Genomic DNA, 14,884 nt, shown 5'->3' with positions numbered 1-14,884 from the left:
GTCAGGTTTAGGGACCAGTATGTACCAGATTGAGACAATGACCGAGGCACAGGCGCGCAAAACGGCCCGGCGCTATATCGCCATCATCGGTTCCACGTTGGCGATCGCGACTATTGCCTCCGTCTCCATCGCACAATCGGTGGCCGGCGACAGCCAGCCACAAACCGAGGCGTTCCGCATCCTCCACAACAGCGAGGACGGCGTTTGGCGCCTGAACGAGACGACCGGTGAGGTCACCGTATGCACCGCCGAGAATGACGGGACACTGAGCTGCGCAGTGTCTCACGGGCTACCCCCCGTTGAGAATCTCCCGTCTACCACCTGATCCCCAATCTGCGGTATCGGCGGTGTTAGAAGGGCCGGGGATCCTCAGGGGTTCCCGGCCCTTTGCTTTTCTCCATAGGGAACACGTCCCGTCCTGACGCGCGGGGCTTGCCGTGAGCGAGCGTCTGGCCGAAATTGGCACAGATGGCTCAACCAGCGGACCAATCCGACCACACGAAACCGGCGCGCCAGGGGGTCCTGCTGGCGGTGTGGCGCCCTGTCTGGCGCGCCATCACCAACTTCTTTGCCCACGAGGCACCATCGTCGGCTGGCTACATGGCCTTCAGCGCGCTCCTGGCGATGTTTCCTTTCATTGTCTTTCTGGTCTCCCTGTCAGGCGTCATCGGGCAGACCGAACAGGTGCGCGAGTTTGTCGACTACGCCTTCGAATACCTGCCTGACGAGGTCGGACAGGCGCTCTATCCGGTGATCTCAAGCATCATTCAGCAGCCGCCGCGCGAAGGCATTTTGACCATCAGTATTCTCGGCACGCTGTGGGTTTCATCATCGGGTGTGGAGGCGCTGCGCACAGCCATGGACCGAGCCTATGGCGCGCCCGACCGCCGACCATTCTGGTGGCGCCGCCTGCAGGGGCTCGCCTTTGTCGTAGTCGGCGCCATGGCCATTCTGGTCGTCATGATCACCATCGTGATCGGGCCGCTGATCTGGCAAGCCGTCAACTACCTCTTCGAAATCCCTGAGGATCTGTTCGGCCTCTACAACACCGTGCGCTATGCGACGGGCGCGCTTGGCCTGTTCATCGTGATCTGCGTGCTCTACCGGTTCTTGCCGAACGTGCGGCAAAGGTGGTTTCACGTTTTGCCGGGCGCGTTCTTTGCCTGTGTGTCCTGGCTCGTTATCGCGACGCTTTACTCGCTCTACCTCAGCAATGTCGGCAACTACTCGGTGACCTATGGCAGCCTGGGCGGTGTCATCGGGGCGCTGATGTTCTTCTTCGTCAGCGCCATGGTCTTCATTTTCGGCGCCGAGCTGAACGCGTCGATCATGCAGGCGTTGCGCGACAGGGCAGCCAAGGAATCGTGACCGCCAATCTGCCGGTGCGCCGTTCGGCCCGCGTCATCCTGCTGGATGGCGCCGCGAACACGCTGCTGCTGCGCTATGTCGACGACAGCTACTATGTCGACCCCAACGACCCGGATCTGGTCGACTACTGGGTGACGCCGGGCGGCGGCGTGGAAGGCGACGAAAGTCTGGAGCAAGCCGCCAGCAGAGAGCTGTTCGAAGAAACCGGGTTCGCGGACATCGCGATGCGCGGTCCGGTCCTGCGCCGCCGCTACGAGTTGCTCATCGACGGTGTCCACACCGCTTGCATCGAACACCTGTTCATCGCGCGGCATCACGAGGTCGAGCCGGCGTTTGACATTTCGCGCCAGCATGCTGACGAGCTTGAATTGTTGCGCGACGTCAGGTGGTGGTCGCGTGACACGTTGGCGGCGACCAGCGACGTTATTCTGCCGACCTGCCTGGCGCAGACGATCGAGGGCTGGCTCAACGGATCGCTGGGCCCGACACCGCGCGACGTCGCCTAGAGCGGTTTCAGTCCTTTTCCTTCATGGCAAAGATATCGATCTCGATAACCATCGAGGGATAGGCGAGTGCCGGTAGCGGGATACCGGTAGTCGCAGGTCCGGGATCGGAGAAGTACGACGCGCGGACCGGCAGGTTGGCGTGCAGCGCATCGGGCCCGCAATCGCCCTGATAAAACGCCAGCACCTTGCAGACGTCGTCATAGTCCGCGCCCAGCTCGTTCAGGATCGTGCCGATATGCACCATCGCCTGATGGGTCTGGGCCGTCAGGTCGTCGGGATGGACCGCTTCGCCCTTCTTGTTGAGCGACACCTGACCACCCAGGAAGATCATCTCCTCGCACTTGAGCCCATGTTTGTAGGGCAGGTGGACGTGCCAGTCCCACAGACTGTCGGGCCACACGTGTTTGCGCGGCAGGTGGCTGCCGTCCTCGCCCAGCATGGCGACGACGCCGATCTTGATTTTGACGTCGCCGTTGGCGTGGCGCGGCACCGGAATGCCGGTCGCGGCGGGGCCGGGCTCGTTGAAGTGGCCGGCGCAGGCGAGCGCCGCCGGTTCAAAGTCGTCGATGCCGACGTTGCCGGCATACCAGCGGCTGATCTTGACGACGTCGTCATAGCCGGCGCCAAACGCGCCGAGCGCCTCGCCAACCTGTTTCATGACCTGTTTGGTCTGGGCGACGATATCGCCTGTGGCCATCACCGCGCCCGTCTCGTCGACAGGCGCCTGGGCGCTGACAAAGATCATCTTGCCGCAGCGAACGGCGCGCGCGAAGGGCGCCGGCAAGGCGCCCGGGCCCTCGTCCGGCGCGTAAGTGCGCGGCAGCTTGGCGCCGTCCTTGCCCAGCATGGCATAGCCTTCGATCTCAACACGCATCCCCGCATAACCGAGATAGGGAACCGGTACTGCGGAGACCGCCGGCTTGGCGCCTTCGGGCAAGGTGTCGCCGACCATCTTGAGAAAGGCGGTCTCATCGACAGAGCCGTCGTTGACGTAGAAACAATGCAGGGTGACGAGGTCGGCGAGATCGGCACCGAGGTCGCGAAGCACCCGGTCGAAGTAAGCCATGACCTCTTTCGTCTGGGTTGCCAGATCATCAGCGTGCCTGACCGCCCCTTCCGACGTCAGGTCGACCTGGCCGCCGACCCAGATCATCTCGCCGCAACGCACCCCGTGCTTGTGACAGATCGTGATCGGCCAGTTCCAGTGATCGTCCGGCCACACGTGCTGCTTCTCCATGATGTCCCCCGAGTTTTTGATCGCACGCAGCATGGCGTTGACCGAAATGTCTGGCAAGGCGCGCACCGGCGGACCGCCGCACGGTCATGTGAAGCGGCTTCACATGACGGCGGCAAATCCCCCCAATTGGATTAATCGGCAGGTTCGCACAGATGCCGCGATCGTCAGGAATCGCGGAAATGCTGGCGTTCTCGACGCGGGATCGTGATCTGAAAAGACTTCACATGAGACCGGCGAATTAACCTTTTATCAGGCCGCCAGGTTAGCCGCGCCGCGCACGCTTTCCATCAGCGCATCCGCGAGCTTCTCGGTCGCCTCGGTGCGTGCGCCCGGCGCGCGCTTCAAGCCGACGTCGACCGGCGGCATGGCAGGAAACCCTTCCGCCTCCGTCAACACCCGCATCTCCGGTGTCACCGAACTCTCGGCAACGGCCGCGACCGCCAGACCGGTGCCGACGAAGACCGCGAGGCCCGTGTAACTGCGGCTGGAATAGGCGATGCGATAGGGCCTGCCCACGCTGTCGAGCGCGGCAAGCGCGTGGGAACGCATCTGACAGCCCGGCTCCGTCAACGCCAAGGGCACTGGGTCGACGTCATGCACCAGATGCTTGGCCGAGACGACCCAGGCCATCGGTTCGCGATGGATCAGCTCGCCGGGATCCTCGACCACGGCACAGCTGATCAACGCCAGATCGAGCTCGTCGCGGCGCAACATTTGATCCAGCACGATGCTGTTTTCGGTGCTGACCTCGACCTCGACCATCGGATACTCGTTGGCGAAACGCACGAGAACGGTGGGCAGAAAACGCGCGACATAATCATCGGGCACGCCGAGCCTGACGCCACCCGTCAACTCCGGTCCGGCGAACCGCGCCACCGCCTCATCGTTCAGGCGGATCAGGCGCCGCGCGTAGCCGACCAGTGTCTCGCCGTCGCTGGTCAACACCATCTGGCGGCCGTTGCGGGAAAACAGGGTCTTGCCGACCGCCTCTTCCAGGCGCCGGATCTGCATGCTGACCGCCGACTGGGTGCGATGCACCTGCTCTGCCGCCCGCGTCACGCTGCCGGAGTCCACGATGGCCAGGAAGCTCCTGAGGAGATCCGTATCCAGGTTGTTCATGGCGCCACGCCTCTATCAACATTCTTGATAGATAGTATCTATTCAATTCGTTGGATTGATCAAGGTAGATGCCCCACTTCTAGCCCACGACATGAGGCCGGAAGTGGAGAAAGGCTATGCGAATCCTGACCTTAAGCGACCATGGCCAGAGCGAAAGACGCGGCGGCGGTATCACCGCCTCGATCGGCCAGCGGCTCCTGCGTTGGCATGAGCTGTCCCGTCAGCGGCGCCAGCTTGCCCGCCTTGACGAACGCACTCTGCGCGATATCGGCATCACCCATTACGATGCCCGCCAGGAAGCGCGCCGCTGGTTCTGGGACGACCCGCTGGCTTAAGTTGCCGCGGCCGCCTCGTGCAGCAGGTCGCTTTTGCGTTTCTTGACCGTGTCGGATTTCAGCTGGCCGCAGGCCGCGAGAATATCGCGGCCGCGCGGCCGGCGCACGGGAGCCGACAGACCGCCGTCGTTGACGATGCGAGAAAACGCGTGAATGCGGTTGTTCGATGAGCACTCGTAGGGCGCGCCGGGCCACGGATTGAACGGGATCAGATTGACCTTGGCCGGAATGCCCTTCAGCAGACGGACCAGCGCGCGAGCGTCGGCGTCGCTGTCGTTGACGTCCTTCAGCATGACGTATTCGAAGGTGATGCGCCGCGCGTTGTTGGCACCCGGATAACGCCGGCACGCATCGAGCAGTTCCGCGATCGGGTACTTCTTGTTAAGCGGCACCAGTTGCGTGCGGATGTCGTCGGTCACCGCGTGCAGCGAGACGGCGAGATCGACGCGCAGTTCGTCGCCGCAACGCTGCATCATCGGGACGACGCCCGACGTCGACAGCGTGATGCGCCGGCGCGACAGCGAGATACCCTCCTCGTCCATGACGATCTGCAGCGCCTGTTTGACGTTCTCGAAGTTATAGAGCGGCTCGCCCATGCCCATCATGACGATGTTGGAGAGCTGGCGCGCATCACCGGTCGGCGACGGCCATTCGCCCAGGCTGTCGCGGGCCAGCATGAACTGGCCGACGATCTCGCCGGGCGTCAGGTTGCGCACCAGGCGTTGGGTGCCGGTGTGGCAGAACGTGCAGGTCAGCGTGCAGCCGACCTGGGACGACATGCAGAGCGCGCCGCGATCGTCTTCCGGGATATGCACGCTCTCCACCAGATGACCGTCGGCTACCTTCAAAAGCCATTTCTGGGTCCGGTCCTCGGACACTTGATGGCGCGCCACATGAGGTCTATCAAGGCAGTAGTGCTCGGCCAGGCGCGCGCGCAGCGGCTTGGAAAGCGTCGTCATCTCGGCGAAATCGGTCACGCCGCGAAAGTAGATCCAATGCCATAACTGCTTGACGCGAAACGATTTTTCGCCGAACGCCGCCATCTCGTCGGCGAGCTCGGCGCGCGACAATCCGATCAGGTTCTTGCGTTCGCTCAAGTTATGGCCCGCGTCTTCCATGACGCGACATATAGAGATGATCGCGGCTTAAGCCAAATGCCTGTGAATCAGCACCAGACGCAATGAAGCATCCCGGCCGGAGAGCCGGGATGCGAGCGCATTGGTTCCTTGCTGGGCCTAACCCGTGCAGGCCGTCGTGATCGCCTCGTAGGCTTTGGTGAAGCCGGAGAGCGAATAGGTGTCCTTGGTCTCCGTGCCGCGCCACGACACGCCGCGCACCTCCATGCGACTGCCCGCCTTCATGGCCGCGACCAGCGAGGCGTCGTCGGCCTCGACCCGGGTCCACGCGGTATCGCCCTGGGTGAACAGGCTATAGGTGTTACTGCCGATCTTGATCGAGACGTCGGAGTTTTCCTTGAAGTTGTAGCCGATGATGATGCTAACCACGCCCTTGGTGCCGGGACTGCGGTGCGTCACCAGGGCCCAGATGTCACCGCGCTCGGTATAGTTGCCTTCATCCGTCGTCGGCTGGCTGCCGATGTAACAGACCTTCTCGCTGCCGGCCTGGTAGGTGTAGGCGACCCAATCGTTAAAGACGCCGATGGCGCGCGGCTCCTGTGCCCGCGCGACGGCGGCCGCCGTCACCATCGCCGCCAAAACCACCACCAGAATAAGTCCACGTTGCTGCATCGTGTCCAACCCGTTTGTCGATATCCCCTGGAGAGTAGTCTTACCAGCATGTCCGAAACAGGGCAAAGCTAAGGCGCTTTGCCGTATTTGTGGTGTGTCGAGCCCAAGGGCTCGACGCCAGGCACCACCGGCCCTCTCCCCCTCCCGACCACCCACGAGGATGCTGCCATGGGTGGTCGGGAGGGGGAGAGGGCCGGCCACGCCGCGCGCCATTAAGCGCACAAAACTACCGATCGCGCCGTGGCGGGCGTTTGCGCGAAATCGGATCGCCGTGCACGTGGTGTGGCAGGGGTTCGGCCGGCATGATCGGCGAGACCGGGCGGTGGGCGAAACGGCCCAGCGCACGCATACGGTCGTACATGACGATGGCGCCGGCGGTCGCGACATTGATGCAGAAGCTGGTCGGGATGCGCACCACATGTTCGCAGCGTTCCAGCATGGCCGGCGACAGGCTGCCCCGCTCCGGCCCCAGCACATAGGCCGCGCCGTGGGGGTGATGGAAGCTGGGCAGGTCGACTGCGTCGGCGGTCAGTTCGACGCCAACCAGCTGGCAACCCTCCGGCAGGCGCATGTCGTCGATGCCGGCATAGGTATAGACGGGCAGGCTGCGCTGGCTGGCGGAGGTATCGCTGGGAAACTCCATGCGCGGATCAGGCGCGACCAGAAACAGGAAGCTCGCGCCGAAGCCATGGGCCGAGCGAAACAGGTTGCCCACGTTGCCGGCTTTGCTGATACCTTCGACGCCAACACCAAAGAATCCGCGCATAATCCCGGACCCTGACGTAGAAACCGACCCGAAGGCAAGTACCCATGGCGCACGAGACGCCGATCCTTGTCGAAGTGACCCGTGGTGGCATGGTCGAAAGCCACCACCGCGGCTCGATCGTTGTTGTTGATAGCCGCGGCAACGTGAAGCTGGCACTGGGCGACGTGGAACGCCTCATCTATCCGCGTTCGGCAATCAAGCCGATCCAGTCGGCGCTCGTCATGGCCGAAAGCGGCGCCGCCCAGGCCTTCGACGTCAGCGACGAGGAGCTGGCGCTTGCCTGCGCCAGTCATGATGGCGAGACGGTTCATGTCGTCGCCGTGCGCGAATGGTTGCTGCGTCTGGGTCTCTCGGTGACCGACCTCGAATGCGGCACCCACGATCCCTACGACGTCGACGCGATGCACGATCTCTATCGCGCCCAGGGAAGCGCCGGGCCAGAGCACAACAACTGCTCGGGCAAACACACAGGCTTGCTGACGATCTGCCGCCACAAGGATGTCGCGCCCACGGGCTACCTGGATATCGACCATCCGGCCCAGGCCGAGGTGTGCGCCACCAAGGCGGCCATGTGCGATGTCGATCTTGCCAACGCCAATATCGCCATCGACGGTTGCGGCGTGCCAACCATCGCCATGCCGCTCCATGCACTCGCGCTTGGCATGGCGCGCCTGGCCGACCCGAGCGGTTTGTCGGATGCGCGCGCCGATGCCTGCCGCGCCGTCGTCAGGGCGATAGCCGACCACCCGGTCATGGTCGCTGGCACCAAACGGTTCTGCACCGCGTTGCTGCGTGCCGGACGCGGGCGTTTCGTCAGCAAGACCGGCGCCGAAGGCGTTTACTGCGCGGCGTGGCCGGAACATGGTCTGGGTGTCGCCATCAAAATCGACGACGGCGATGCCGAAGGGCGTGCCAGGGCGATCACCATCGCCCACGTCCTGCGCCAGCTCGGCGCGCTCGACGATCAGGGCTGGCAGACCTTGAAGGGCCTTGGCCAGTCGACCCTGCGCAACTGGGCGGGTACCGGCGTCGGCGCCCTTCGACCCACCGAGGCGCTGAGCGAGCTCGGTTTGTCTTAGGCGGCTGCCGCCAGCGTCGTTGTCGACAACTGTTTCAGTGGGCGCATGGCGGCCTTGATCCGTTTCTCGAGTTCAGGGATCCGGTTGAGCGGTGTGACGATGCGGTCGGTACGGCCGATCGCCTTGACCGCGCGGGCCAGCGGCGCCACCGCCTTCTTCAACGGCGCGAGCTTGGCGGCGAGTGGGTTAAGTGCGCGCTCCAGCTTGTCGACCAGGCGCTTCAAACCGACGGCCTTCAGGATCTCGTTGACGATGGGGTCGATGACCTTGTGCATGACCCACTTGACCGCGTCGAGCGCCCAGCGCACGGGCTGCAGCGCCTTGCGCAGTTCCCGCAAGGGGCCTTCCAGCGGCCGCAGTTTCTCCGTGACGTCTCTTGCGGCTTTGAGCGCCGGGTCGATGGGTTTCATGGCGGTCGCGACGCCTTCGAGCGCGCCACTGACGACATCCAGGTTCTTTTGCAGGCCGGATTTCGCGTTCGCGATAGCCTTGATGTCGGGCGCCAGGGACAGGTTCATGGTGGCGCAGGCCGATTCAACCTCCGGCGGCGGCGCTTCGCCGAACCGCCGTTCAAGCTCGGTGACGATCGCCAGCCAGCCCTGCAGCAGCGCTTGCGCGCGGTCCAGCGACATCTTCGCCTTGTTGACCGGCGGCAGGATCTTGGCGACCGCCTTCTGCGCGGGCTTGCTGCTTTTGTCCATCTTGTCGGCGGTGCGTTTGATCTTCTCCGCGGTCGACTTCACCTTGCGCATGATCGTGCCGATGCGGCTCGCCAGTGTGCCGATCACCGGAAAGGGCGTCAGGACGACGGCCGAGTTGGCGAGCGTATCGGCCTTGGTGATCAGCCCCTTCATCGCGCGCGACAGTTGTCCGGGTTTGGCCAGCACCGACTTGGCCGTCTTGGTCGCCATATGCGTCCGGTTCACCGGCACCTGAACCTCGGCGACATCGTTCGACAGCCCGGTCAGGCCGACACGAAGTTTGGCCAGCTCGCTCATGATTTCCCCAATCCTATGATAGCTGCGTGACGAAGCGCCCTAAGAGCGGATGAGACTAACCGCTCAGCCGAGCCGTTACACCTGAAGTTCGGCGATGCTCTCGAACAGTTTCAACGCTTCCGGGTTGGCGAGCGCTTCGGTGTTCTTGACCTGGCGGCCGTGGACGATGTCGCGCACGGCTAGTTCGCTGATCTTGTTGGAACGGGTGCGCGGAATGTCGGCGACGGCGATCACCTTGGCTGGCGTGTGGCGCGGCGAGGCGTTGTCGCGGATCTTCTTGCGGATCGCCGCGACCAGATCGTTGGTCAATTCGTGACCGGGACGCATAACGACAAAGAGAACCACGCGCACGTCATCGTCCCAATCCTGACCGATGCAAAGAGCATCGAGCACCTCGTCGAACTGTTCGACCTGCCGGTAGATCTCCGCCGTGCCGATCCTGACACCGCCGGGGTTCAACACCGCGTCGGACCGGCCATAGACGATGACGCCGCCATGCTCGGTGATCTCCGCCCAGTCGCCGTGTCGCCAGACGTTGTCGTAAACGTCGAAGTAAGCGGCGTGGTACTTGGCGCCGTCGGGATCGTTCCAGAAGCCGATCGGCATCGACGGGAACGCGGCCGAACAGACGAGTTCGCCCTTTTCGCCGGTCGGCAGCGCCTTGCCGTCGTCGCCATAGACCTCGACCTTCATGGCGAGGCCGCGGCATTGCAGCTCGCCCTTGAAGACCGGACCGGTCGGGTTGCCCAAGGTGAAGCAGGAGATGATGTCGGTGCCGCCGGAGATGGACGAGAGCTGTACGTCCGTTTTGATATCGCGGTAAACGTAATCGAAGCTCTCGTGCGCCAGCGGCGAACCGGTCGACAACACCGCGCGCACGGCGGAGAGATCGTGGCTCTCGCGCGGTTTGACGCCGGCCTTCTCGATCGCGGAGAGGTACTTCGCCGAAACGCCGACGACGTTGATGCGTTCTTCTTCGGCGAACTGCCACAGGATGTCCGGCCCGGGGTGCGCGGGGTTGCCTTCGAACAGCATGACGGTCGCTTCGCAGGCCAGGCTCGAGACGAGCCAGTTCCACATCATCCAGCCGCATGTCGAAAAGTAGAAGATGCGCTCGCCCGGCTTGAGGTCGGTATGCAGGCGCAGCTCCTTCACGTGCTGCAGCAGCGTGCCGCCGTGACCGTGCACGATGCACTTGGGCGCGCCGGTGGTGCCCGACGAATACATGATGAAGAGCGGGTGATCGAACGGCACCTGGGCGAAGTCGATATCGCCGGCGGGCACGTCCGCCGTTGCCTCGGCCCAAGACGTCGCGTTGTCGAGCTCGCTCAGATCCGGTGAGTCGTTGACATAGGGCACGACGAGGATGTCGCCGACGCTTCCCAAGCCGGCGGCGATCTCCTTCACCCGCGCCAGGCTGTCGAAAGTCTTGCCGCCGTAGAAGTAGCCGTCGGCGGTGACCAGGAGCTTCGGTTCGATCTGGCCGAACCGGTCGAGCACGCCGCGCACGCCGAAATCCGGCGAGCATGAAGACCATGCCGCGCCCAGGCTGGCGGCAGCCAGCATGGCGGCGATGGTCTCCGGCAGATTGGGCATGAAACCGGCGACCCGGTCGCCCTCGCCGATGCCCCTGGCCGCCATCCAGGTCCTAAGTGCGGCGACGGTGTCGTAGAGCTCGGCATAGGTCATGGCGCTGCGCGTGCCGTTCTCGCGCCAGCACACAATCGCCTCGTTCCGGTCGCGCCGGCGCAGCAGGTTCTCGGCATAGTTCAGGCGCGCGCCGGTGAACCATCTGGCGCCCGGCATCTTGTCGCCGTCGACCAGCACCTGGTCCCAGGTCTTGGACGCGCGGATGTCGCAGAAGCGCCATAGGGTCTCCCAGAACGCCGCCCGGTTCTCCACCGACCATGACCACAGCGCGGCATAATCTGGCAGCGTGACGCCGTGGGTCTCTGCCACGACGTTGCGGAAGGCCGTCATGTTGGTGGCCGCCGCGCGGGCGGGATCCGGGGTCCAAAGAGGTTCAGTCATCGTGATAAAACCCGTGCCTGTTCGCCTTGACCTCCTATCACACATGGCTGCGTCCACGGAACCGCACTGGTCCTCGCCCCGGCGGGCGCCTAAGCTTGTGGCTCGATGCGTTTCCCGCGCGCTCTCACAATCTCGCCCTCACCACCGGTCAAGGCCGCCGGGCTGCTGATCTTCGCCTGCGTCTTCTTCGCCTCGATGAATGCGATCATCCGCCATGTCTCGACCGAAGTGGACCCGCTGGAGATCGTGTTCTTCCGCAACTTCTTCGGTTTCCTCGCCATGATGCCGTGGCTGATCAGCCATGGTCTGGGCGCCATGAAGACCGAGCGGTTCGGCATGATCCTGTTGCGCTCGTTCTGGGGCTTCCTGGCCATGGCGACGTGGTTCTCGGCACTCGCCGTCGTGCCGCTGGCCAACGCCGTTGCACTCAGTTTCACCGCGCCGCTGTTCGCCGCCATCGCCGCGGTGGTGATCCTCAAAGAGGTCATCCGCGTGCGGCGCATCACCGCGCTGGTCATCGGCTTCCTGGGCACGCTGGTGATCCTGCGGCCCGGCGTCGACACCATCGGCGAGGGCGAGCTGCTGGTCATCGCCTCGGCCGTGACCATGGCGCTCTCCATCGTCACCATGAAAATGCTGACCCGCACCGAGGACTCGGCCAGCCTGGTCGCCTGGCAGACACTCTTGATCACGCCGATCTCCCTGATACCGGCGCTCTTTGTCTGGAGCTGGCCAAGTCCGGAGATGTGGATCTGGCTGATCGTGCTCGGCATCTTCGCCAGCATCGCCCATGTCGCCTTCACCCACGCCTTTTCCATGGCCGACACGACCTACCTGATGCCGTTCGACTACACGCGCCTGCCCTTCGTTGCGCTGTTGGGTTGGATCGTGTTTGGCGAGGTTACGGATATCTGGACCTGGGTGGGTGCGGCCATCATCGCCGCCAGCTCGGTCTACGTCGCCCACCGGGAAGCCCAGATCCGTGCCCAGCGTGCCGCCAGCGGCGCCGCGGCCAGCGCCGCCGGCCCCTTGGCCGAAACACAACGCAGCGACAAGAATTGAGGCGTGTCGTTGCGCCGTCGTGGTCCGACTAGTTTGTGCGATAGCCTCTAAGCCCAATCGCGATCGAGATGGCGCCGACCACCGTATAGCCGGCGAAGATCAGGCAGACGGCGTCGGTCGACAGGCCAAGATCCATCAGCGCGCCCATGATCACCGGGCCGAGCGCGGAGGCAAAGACGCCCAGCGCGGCGGCCAGGCTTTTGATCGCGCCCAGATGGTCGACGCCATAGACCTCCGCCCACATGGCCGAGATCGCCGTGTGGGCGATGCCGGTGCTGACACCGGCCAGAATGAAGTAGGGCCACACAATGAAAGGGTTGTCGACGACCGCGATGGCGATCATGGAGAGCGTCAGCGGCGCCATCATGAAGGGCACCAGGCGCACCGCGCCCAGCCGGTCGATCAACGGACCAGATGCCAGCGACGTGATGACGGTCGCGACCGCGTAGACAACGTAGTTACCGGTGATCCAGGCGTCCGACCAGCCTTTGGCGGCAGCCACGTTCAGGTGGTGAAAAAACATGGCGGTCAGGATCAGCGCCGGTGCCAGAATGCCGACCAGCAGATAATAGAAGCGCCGGTCACGCATGACTTCTCCGCGGGTCCACGACGTCGCGCTTTTTGTCGCGGCCGCGTCGCCCAGGCGGCGCATCAACGCCTGATGCCGTTCGCCGTGACCGCGCAGCAACCAAAGGAGCGCCGGGATCAGCAGAACCGCGAAACCGATGGCGACGCCGCCATAAGTCCAGCGCCAGCCGACCATAGCGATGGCGATGACGGCAAGAAACGGCAACAGCGCCTCGCCGGCCGAGAAGCCGAGTGTCGAGATGGCAATGGCGCGCCCGCGTCCGACGTCGAAGTAACGCGCCATGCTGGTCAGCGCGATATGGCTCATCAGGCCCTGTCCCGACTGGCGCAACAGGAAGATCGCCAGCACCAGCATGATCGGTCCGACGGTCGTCGCCATCACAACGCAGGCGACGACCAACAGCATGCCGGTCAGGGCCGTGTAGACGCGCAGATCCAGCCGGTCGATCTGCTTGCCGGTCCACGGCAGCGCCAGCGCGCTCGCCAGTGTGCCGATCATGTAGATGGTGCCCCAGGCGGTGTGGCTCAGGCCGAACTCCGCCTGGACACCGGGACCGAAGATGCCGATGAAATAGGTCTGGCCGAAGCTTGAGCCGAACGCGGCCAGGAAGCCGAAGGCGACGAACCTCCGGTTCGCGGCGGCGAACCTGACATAGGATTGAAACGGCATGAAACCCGGCGGACGAGTTAATCGATGGCCGCGGACCCTACGCCCGCCATCGACGGTGGTCCATGGCCTTGTCGCGTGTTTCCCGCCCGGGTCGGGAAGTGGGCTGGTGATGCCGACCGATCAGCGGCCGGACTAGTTCCCCGATGGCTCCGCCTGCAAGGCGAGCGCTTTTCTGGCCTTGTCGAAATGCTGCGGCTTGATGTGGCCGGCAACACTGGAGACGGCGGTCGCCAGGACGGTCGCGTCGTCGATCAGGCCGGCGCCCAAGATCACGTCCGGCACGATATCGGCGGGCACGACAAAATAGGCGAGCGCGCCCATCAGGATCGCCTTGACGTGCGCCGGCGTCGTCCGGTCCATGGCGCAGTACCAGGCAGCGGAGAGGTCCATGGCAAAGGGAATGCGCCCGGCAAGCCGCCGTGCCTTGGCCCAGAACCCGTGCTCCACATAGCTGACGTCGCGCGCGTAGGGCCCGGCATCGCCCGCGGAGATATCGCGGGCGGCACGGCGGATCATGGCATAGGCCGGGAGCGCGCGCGCCAGGCGAACAAACCCTGCGGTGGCATGAAAGTTCATGACGTCTGTTTCTCCGTGCGGGCGGCCGCCTGGTCGATGAAACGGGCCATGGCGATGTCACGCTGCGAGATGCCGCCGACATCATGGCTCGTGAGCGTGATATCGACCCGGTTGTAGACGTTGAACCATTCGGGGTGGTGATCGACCACGTCGGCGTAGACCGAGACCCGACCCATGAAGCCGAATGCGGTCAGAAAGTCGTTGAATTTAAAGGACTTAGCAATTGCGTCGCGGCCCTCGACCGGCTGCCAGCCATCAAGGCTCTTGATTGCGCCGTCACGCGCCGCACCATCGAGTTTGTCACTCATGGAACCCATGTTAACCGCCAAACCGAGCCCTTAATGTGGCGGCGGTTGGACCGCATCGCAAGGCAAGCTAGGTTCGCGCCCATGACAAGAGCATTTGGTTACGCACCCAGCGCTGAGGACATGCAGCGCGTCGCAGAGCAGGTCTTCGCGGACATACCGGAAGGACTGCGCCGCCATGTCGACGGCGTCGCGATCCTGATCGAGGAGTTCGCCGAGGCCCAGACCTTGAACGACATGGGGATCGATGACCCATTCAACCTGCTGGGGCTCTATCACGGCGTCTCGATCGACCACAAAAGCGTGCTCGACGCGCCCGGCGACATCGACCGCATCTTCCTCTACCGCCGTCCGTTGCTCGACCTGTGGGCGGCAGGCGAGGACACCCTGGAAGACATCATCAAGAACGTTCTGATCCACGAGATCGGCCATCACTTCGGCCTTTCCGACGATGACATGCACAGACTGGAAGACGAAGTCTGACGACCCCTGCGTT

The 14,884-nt window shown here is 64.0% G+C and carries 17 protein-coding genes; 7 read left to right on the top strand and 10 right to left on the bottom strand.

The features are described from left to right. The first annotated feature begins 19 nt into the window (after nt 1–19). The 3 genes from AAF563_12840 (at nt 20) to AAF563_12830 (ending at nt 1,874) form a co-directional block, all read left to right on the top strand. A complete protein-coding gene (locus AAF563_12840) occupies nt 20–325 on the top strand; it encodes a hypothetical protein (protein ID MEM7122163.1) in 306 nt (101 codons plus the stop codon). A 143-nt stretch (nt 326–468) separates the two neighbouring features. Further along, complete coding sequence (locus AAF563_12835) at nt 469–1,368, top strand: YihY/virulence factor BrkB family protein (protein ID MEM7122162.1); 900 nt, start codon at nt 469–471, stop codon at nt 1,366–1,368. Next, a complete protein-coding gene (locus AAF563_12830) occupies nt 1,365–1,874 on the top strand; it encodes an NUDIX domain-containing protein (GenBank protein MEM7122161.1) in 510 nt (169 codons plus the stop codon). Before AAF563_12835 ends, AAF563_12830 begins: the two co-directional genes overlap by 4 nt. 7 nt (nt 1,875–1,881) lie before the next feature. Here the strand turns inward: AAF563_12830 and AAF563_12825 are convergent, their stop codons facing one another. Continuing rightward, a complete protein-coding gene (locus AAF563_12825; protein MEM7122160.1) occupies nt 1,882–3,168 on the bottom strand; it encodes a Rid family hydrolase in 1,287 nt (428 codons plus the stop codon). A gap of 192 nt (nt 3,169–3,360) precedes the next feature. After that, on the bottom strand, nt 3,361–4,230 hold the full coding sequence (locus AAF563_12820) for a LysR substrate-binding domain-containing protein (protein MEM7122159.1): 870 nt from the start codon (nt 4,228–4,230) through the stop codon (nt 3,361–3,363). A gap of 116 nt (nt 4,231–4,346) precedes the next feature. Here AAF563_12820 and AAF563_12815 point away from each other — a divergent pair, with 116 nt between their 5' ends. Beyond that, on the top strand, nt 4,347–4,565 hold the full coding sequence (locus tag AAF563_12815) for a DUF1127 domain-containing protein (GenBank protein ID MEM7122158.1): 219 nt from the start codon (nt 4,347–4,349) through the stop codon (nt 4,563–4,565). On the opposite strand, the gene rlmN is transcribed toward AAF563_12815, so the two are convergent. The 3 genes from rlmN to AAF563_12800 form a co-directional block, all read right to left on the bottom strand. After that, complete coding sequence (rlmN, locus tag AAF563_12810) at nt 4,562–5,683, bottom strand: 23S rRNA (adenine(2503)-C(2))-methyltransferase RlmN (GenBank protein ID MEM7122157.1); 1,122 nt, start codon at nt 5,681–5,683, stop codon at nt 4,562–4,564. The two genes, AAF563_12815 and rlmN, sit on opposite strands and share 4 nt — an antisense overlap. 117 nt (nt 5,684–5,800) lie before the next feature. Beyond that, complete coding sequence (locus AAF563_12805) at nt 5,801–6,313, bottom strand: invasion associated locus B family protein (GenBank protein MEM7122156.1); 513 nt, start codon at nt 6,311–6,313, stop codon at nt 5,801–5,803. Nucleotides 6,314–6,539: 226 nt separating this feature from the next. Further along, complete coding sequence (locus AAF563_12800) at nt 6,540–7,079, bottom strand: RNA methyltransferase (protein ID MEM7122155.1); 540 nt, start codon at nt 7,077–7,079, stop codon at nt 6,540–6,542. A 44-nt stretch (nt 7,080–7,123) separates the two neighbouring features. Between AAF563_12800 and AAF563_12795 the strand changes: the two genes are divergently transcribed. After that, the gene (locus AAF563_12795; protein MEM7122154.1) at nt 7,124–8,158 is read left to right on the top strand and encodes an asparaginase; all 1,035 of its coding nucleotides are present in this window, start codon (nt 7,124–7,126) and stop codon (nt 8,156–8,158) included. Here the strand turns inward: AAF563_12795 and AAF563_12790 are convergent. Beyond that, nucleotides 8,155–9,156 (bottom strand): hypothetical protein, encoded by a 1,002-nt coding sequence (locus tag AAF563_12790; protein ID MEM7122153.1) that lies wholly within the window; start codon nt 9,154–9,156, stop codon nt 8,155–8,157. The genes AAF563_12795 and AAF563_12790 overlap by 4 nt on opposite strands. 75 nt (nt 9,157–9,231) lie before the next feature. After that, the gene (locus AAF563_12785) at nt 9,232–11,187 is read right to left on the bottom strand and encodes an acetoacetate--CoA ligase (protein MEM7122152.1); all 1,956 of its coding nucleotides are present in this window, start codon (nt 11,185–11,187) and stop codon (nt 9,232–9,234) included. 105 nt (nt 11,188–11,292) lie between these two features. On the opposite strand from AAF563_12785, the gene AAF563_12780 reads away from it, so the two are divergent. Beyond that, complete coding sequence (locus tag AAF563_12780) at nt 11,293–12,249, top strand: DMT family transporter (GenBank protein ID MEM7122151.1); 957 nt, start codon at nt 11,293–11,295, stop codon at nt 12,247–12,249. 28 nt (nt 12,250–12,277) lie between these two features. Here the strand turns inward: AAF563_12780 and AAF563_12775 are convergent, their stop codons facing one another. The 3 genes from AAF563_12775 to AAF563_12765 all read right to left on the bottom strand — a co-directional run bounded on the left by AAF563_12775 (nt 12,278) and on the right by AAF563_12765 (nt 14,391). Beyond that, nucleotides 12,278–13,507 carry an MFS transporter gene (locus AAF563_12775; GenBank protein ID MEM7122150.1) on the bottom strand — a complete coding sequence of 410 codons (1,230 nt, stop codon included), beginning with the start codon at nt 13,505–13,507 and terminating at the stop codon, nt 12,278–12,280. 132 nt (nt 13,508–13,639) lie between these two features. Further along, the gene (locus AAF563_12770; GenBank protein MEM7122149.1) at nt 13,640–14,083 is read right to left on the bottom strand and encodes a YkvA family protein; all 444 of its coding nucleotides are present in this window, start codon (nt 14,081–14,083) and stop codon (nt 13,640–13,642) included. Beyond that, nucleotides 14,080–14,391: a 4a-hydroxytetrahydrobiopterin dehydratase gene (locus AAF563_12765; protein ID MEM7122148.1), complete on the bottom strand. Its 312-nt coding sequence runs from the start codon at nt 14,389–14,391 to the stop codon at nt 14,080–14,082. The genes AAF563_12770 and AAF563_12765 overlap by 4 nt, the downstream gene beginning before the upstream one ends. Nucleotides 14,392–14,472: 81 nt before the next feature. Here AAF563_12765 and AAF563_12760 point away from each other — a divergent pair, with 81 nt between their 5' ends. Continuing rightward, nucleotides 14,473–14,871 carry a metallopeptidase family protein gene (locus AAF563_12760; GenBank protein ID MEM7122147.1) on the top strand — a complete coding sequence of 133 codons (399 nt, stop codon included), beginning with the start codon at nt 14,473–14,475 and terminating at the stop codon, nt 14,869–14,871. Nucleotides 14,872–14,884 lie beyond the last annotated feature (13 nt).

This window comes from Pseudomonadota bacterium, assembly GCA_039028155.1.
In the GTDB taxonomy this organism is placed as follows: domain Bacteria; phylum Pseudomonadota; class Alphaproteobacteria; order SP197; family SP197; genus JANQGO01.
Note: the sequence above shows the minus strand (reverse complement) of the source record. Positions and strands in the feature narration are given on the sequence as shown.

Bases quoted from the DNA above. Each gene is read 5' to 3' on its own strand.
- AAF563_12800 (MEM7122155.1), bottom strand. From the start codon at position 7,079: ATGCGCGGATTCTTTGGTGTTGGCGTCGAAGGTATCAGCAAAGCCGGC.
- rlmN (MEM7122157.1), bottom strand. From the start codon at position 5,683: ATGGAAGACGCGGGCCATAACTTGAGCGAACGCAAGAACCTGATCGGA.
- AAF563_12795 (MEM7122154.1), top strand. From the start codon at position 7,124: ATGGCGCACGAGACGCCGATCCTTGTCGAAGTGACCCGTGGTGGCATG.
- AAF563_12815 (MEM7122158.1), top strand. From the start codon at position 4,347: ATGCGAATCCTGACCTTAAGCGACCATGGCCAGAGCGAAAGACGCGGC.
- AAF563_12835 (MEM7122162.1), top strand. From the start codon at position 469: ATGGCTCAACCAGCGGACCAATCCGACCACACGAAACCGGCGCGCCAG.
- AAF563_12790 (MEM7122153.1), bottom strand. From the start codon at position 9,156: ATGAGCGAGCTGGCCAAACTTCGTGTCGGCCTGACCGGGCTGTCGAAC.
- AAF563_12820 (MEM7122159.1), bottom strand. From the start codon at position 4,230: ATGAACAACCTGGATACGGATCTCCTCAGGAGCTTCCTGGCCATCGTG.
- AAF563_12765 (MEM7122148.1), bottom strand. From the start codon at position 14,391: ATGAGTGACAAACTCGATGGTGCGGCGCGTGACGGCGCAATCAAGAGC.
- AAF563_12760 (MEM7122147.1), top strand. From the start codon at position 14,473: ATGACAAGAGCATTTGGTTACGCACCCAGCGCTGAGGACATGCAGCGC.
- AAF563_12770 (MEM7122149.1), bottom strand. From the start codon at position 14,083: ATGAACTTTCATGCCACCGCAGGGTTTGTTCGCCTGGCGCGCGCGCTC.
- AAF563_12780 (MEM7122151.1), top strand. From the start codon at position 11,293: ATGCGTTTCCCGCGCGCTCTCACAATCTCGCCCTCACCACCGGTCAAG.
- AAF563_12775 (MEM7122150.1), bottom strand. From the start codon at position 13,507: ATGCCGTTTCAATCCTATGTCAGGTTCGCCGCCGCGAACCGGAGGTTC.
- AAF563_12840 (MEM7122163.1), top strand. From the start codon at position 20: ATGTACCAGATTGAGACAATGACCGAGGCACAGGCGCGCAAAACGGCC.
- AAF563_12785 (MEM7122152.1), bottom strand. From the start codon at position 11,187: ATGACTGAACCTCTTTGGACCCCGGATCCCGCCCGCGCGGCGGCCACC.
- AAF563_12805 (MEM7122156.1), bottom strand. From the start codon at position 6,313: ATGCAGCAACGTGGACTTATTCTGGTGGTGGTTTTGGCGGCGATGGTG.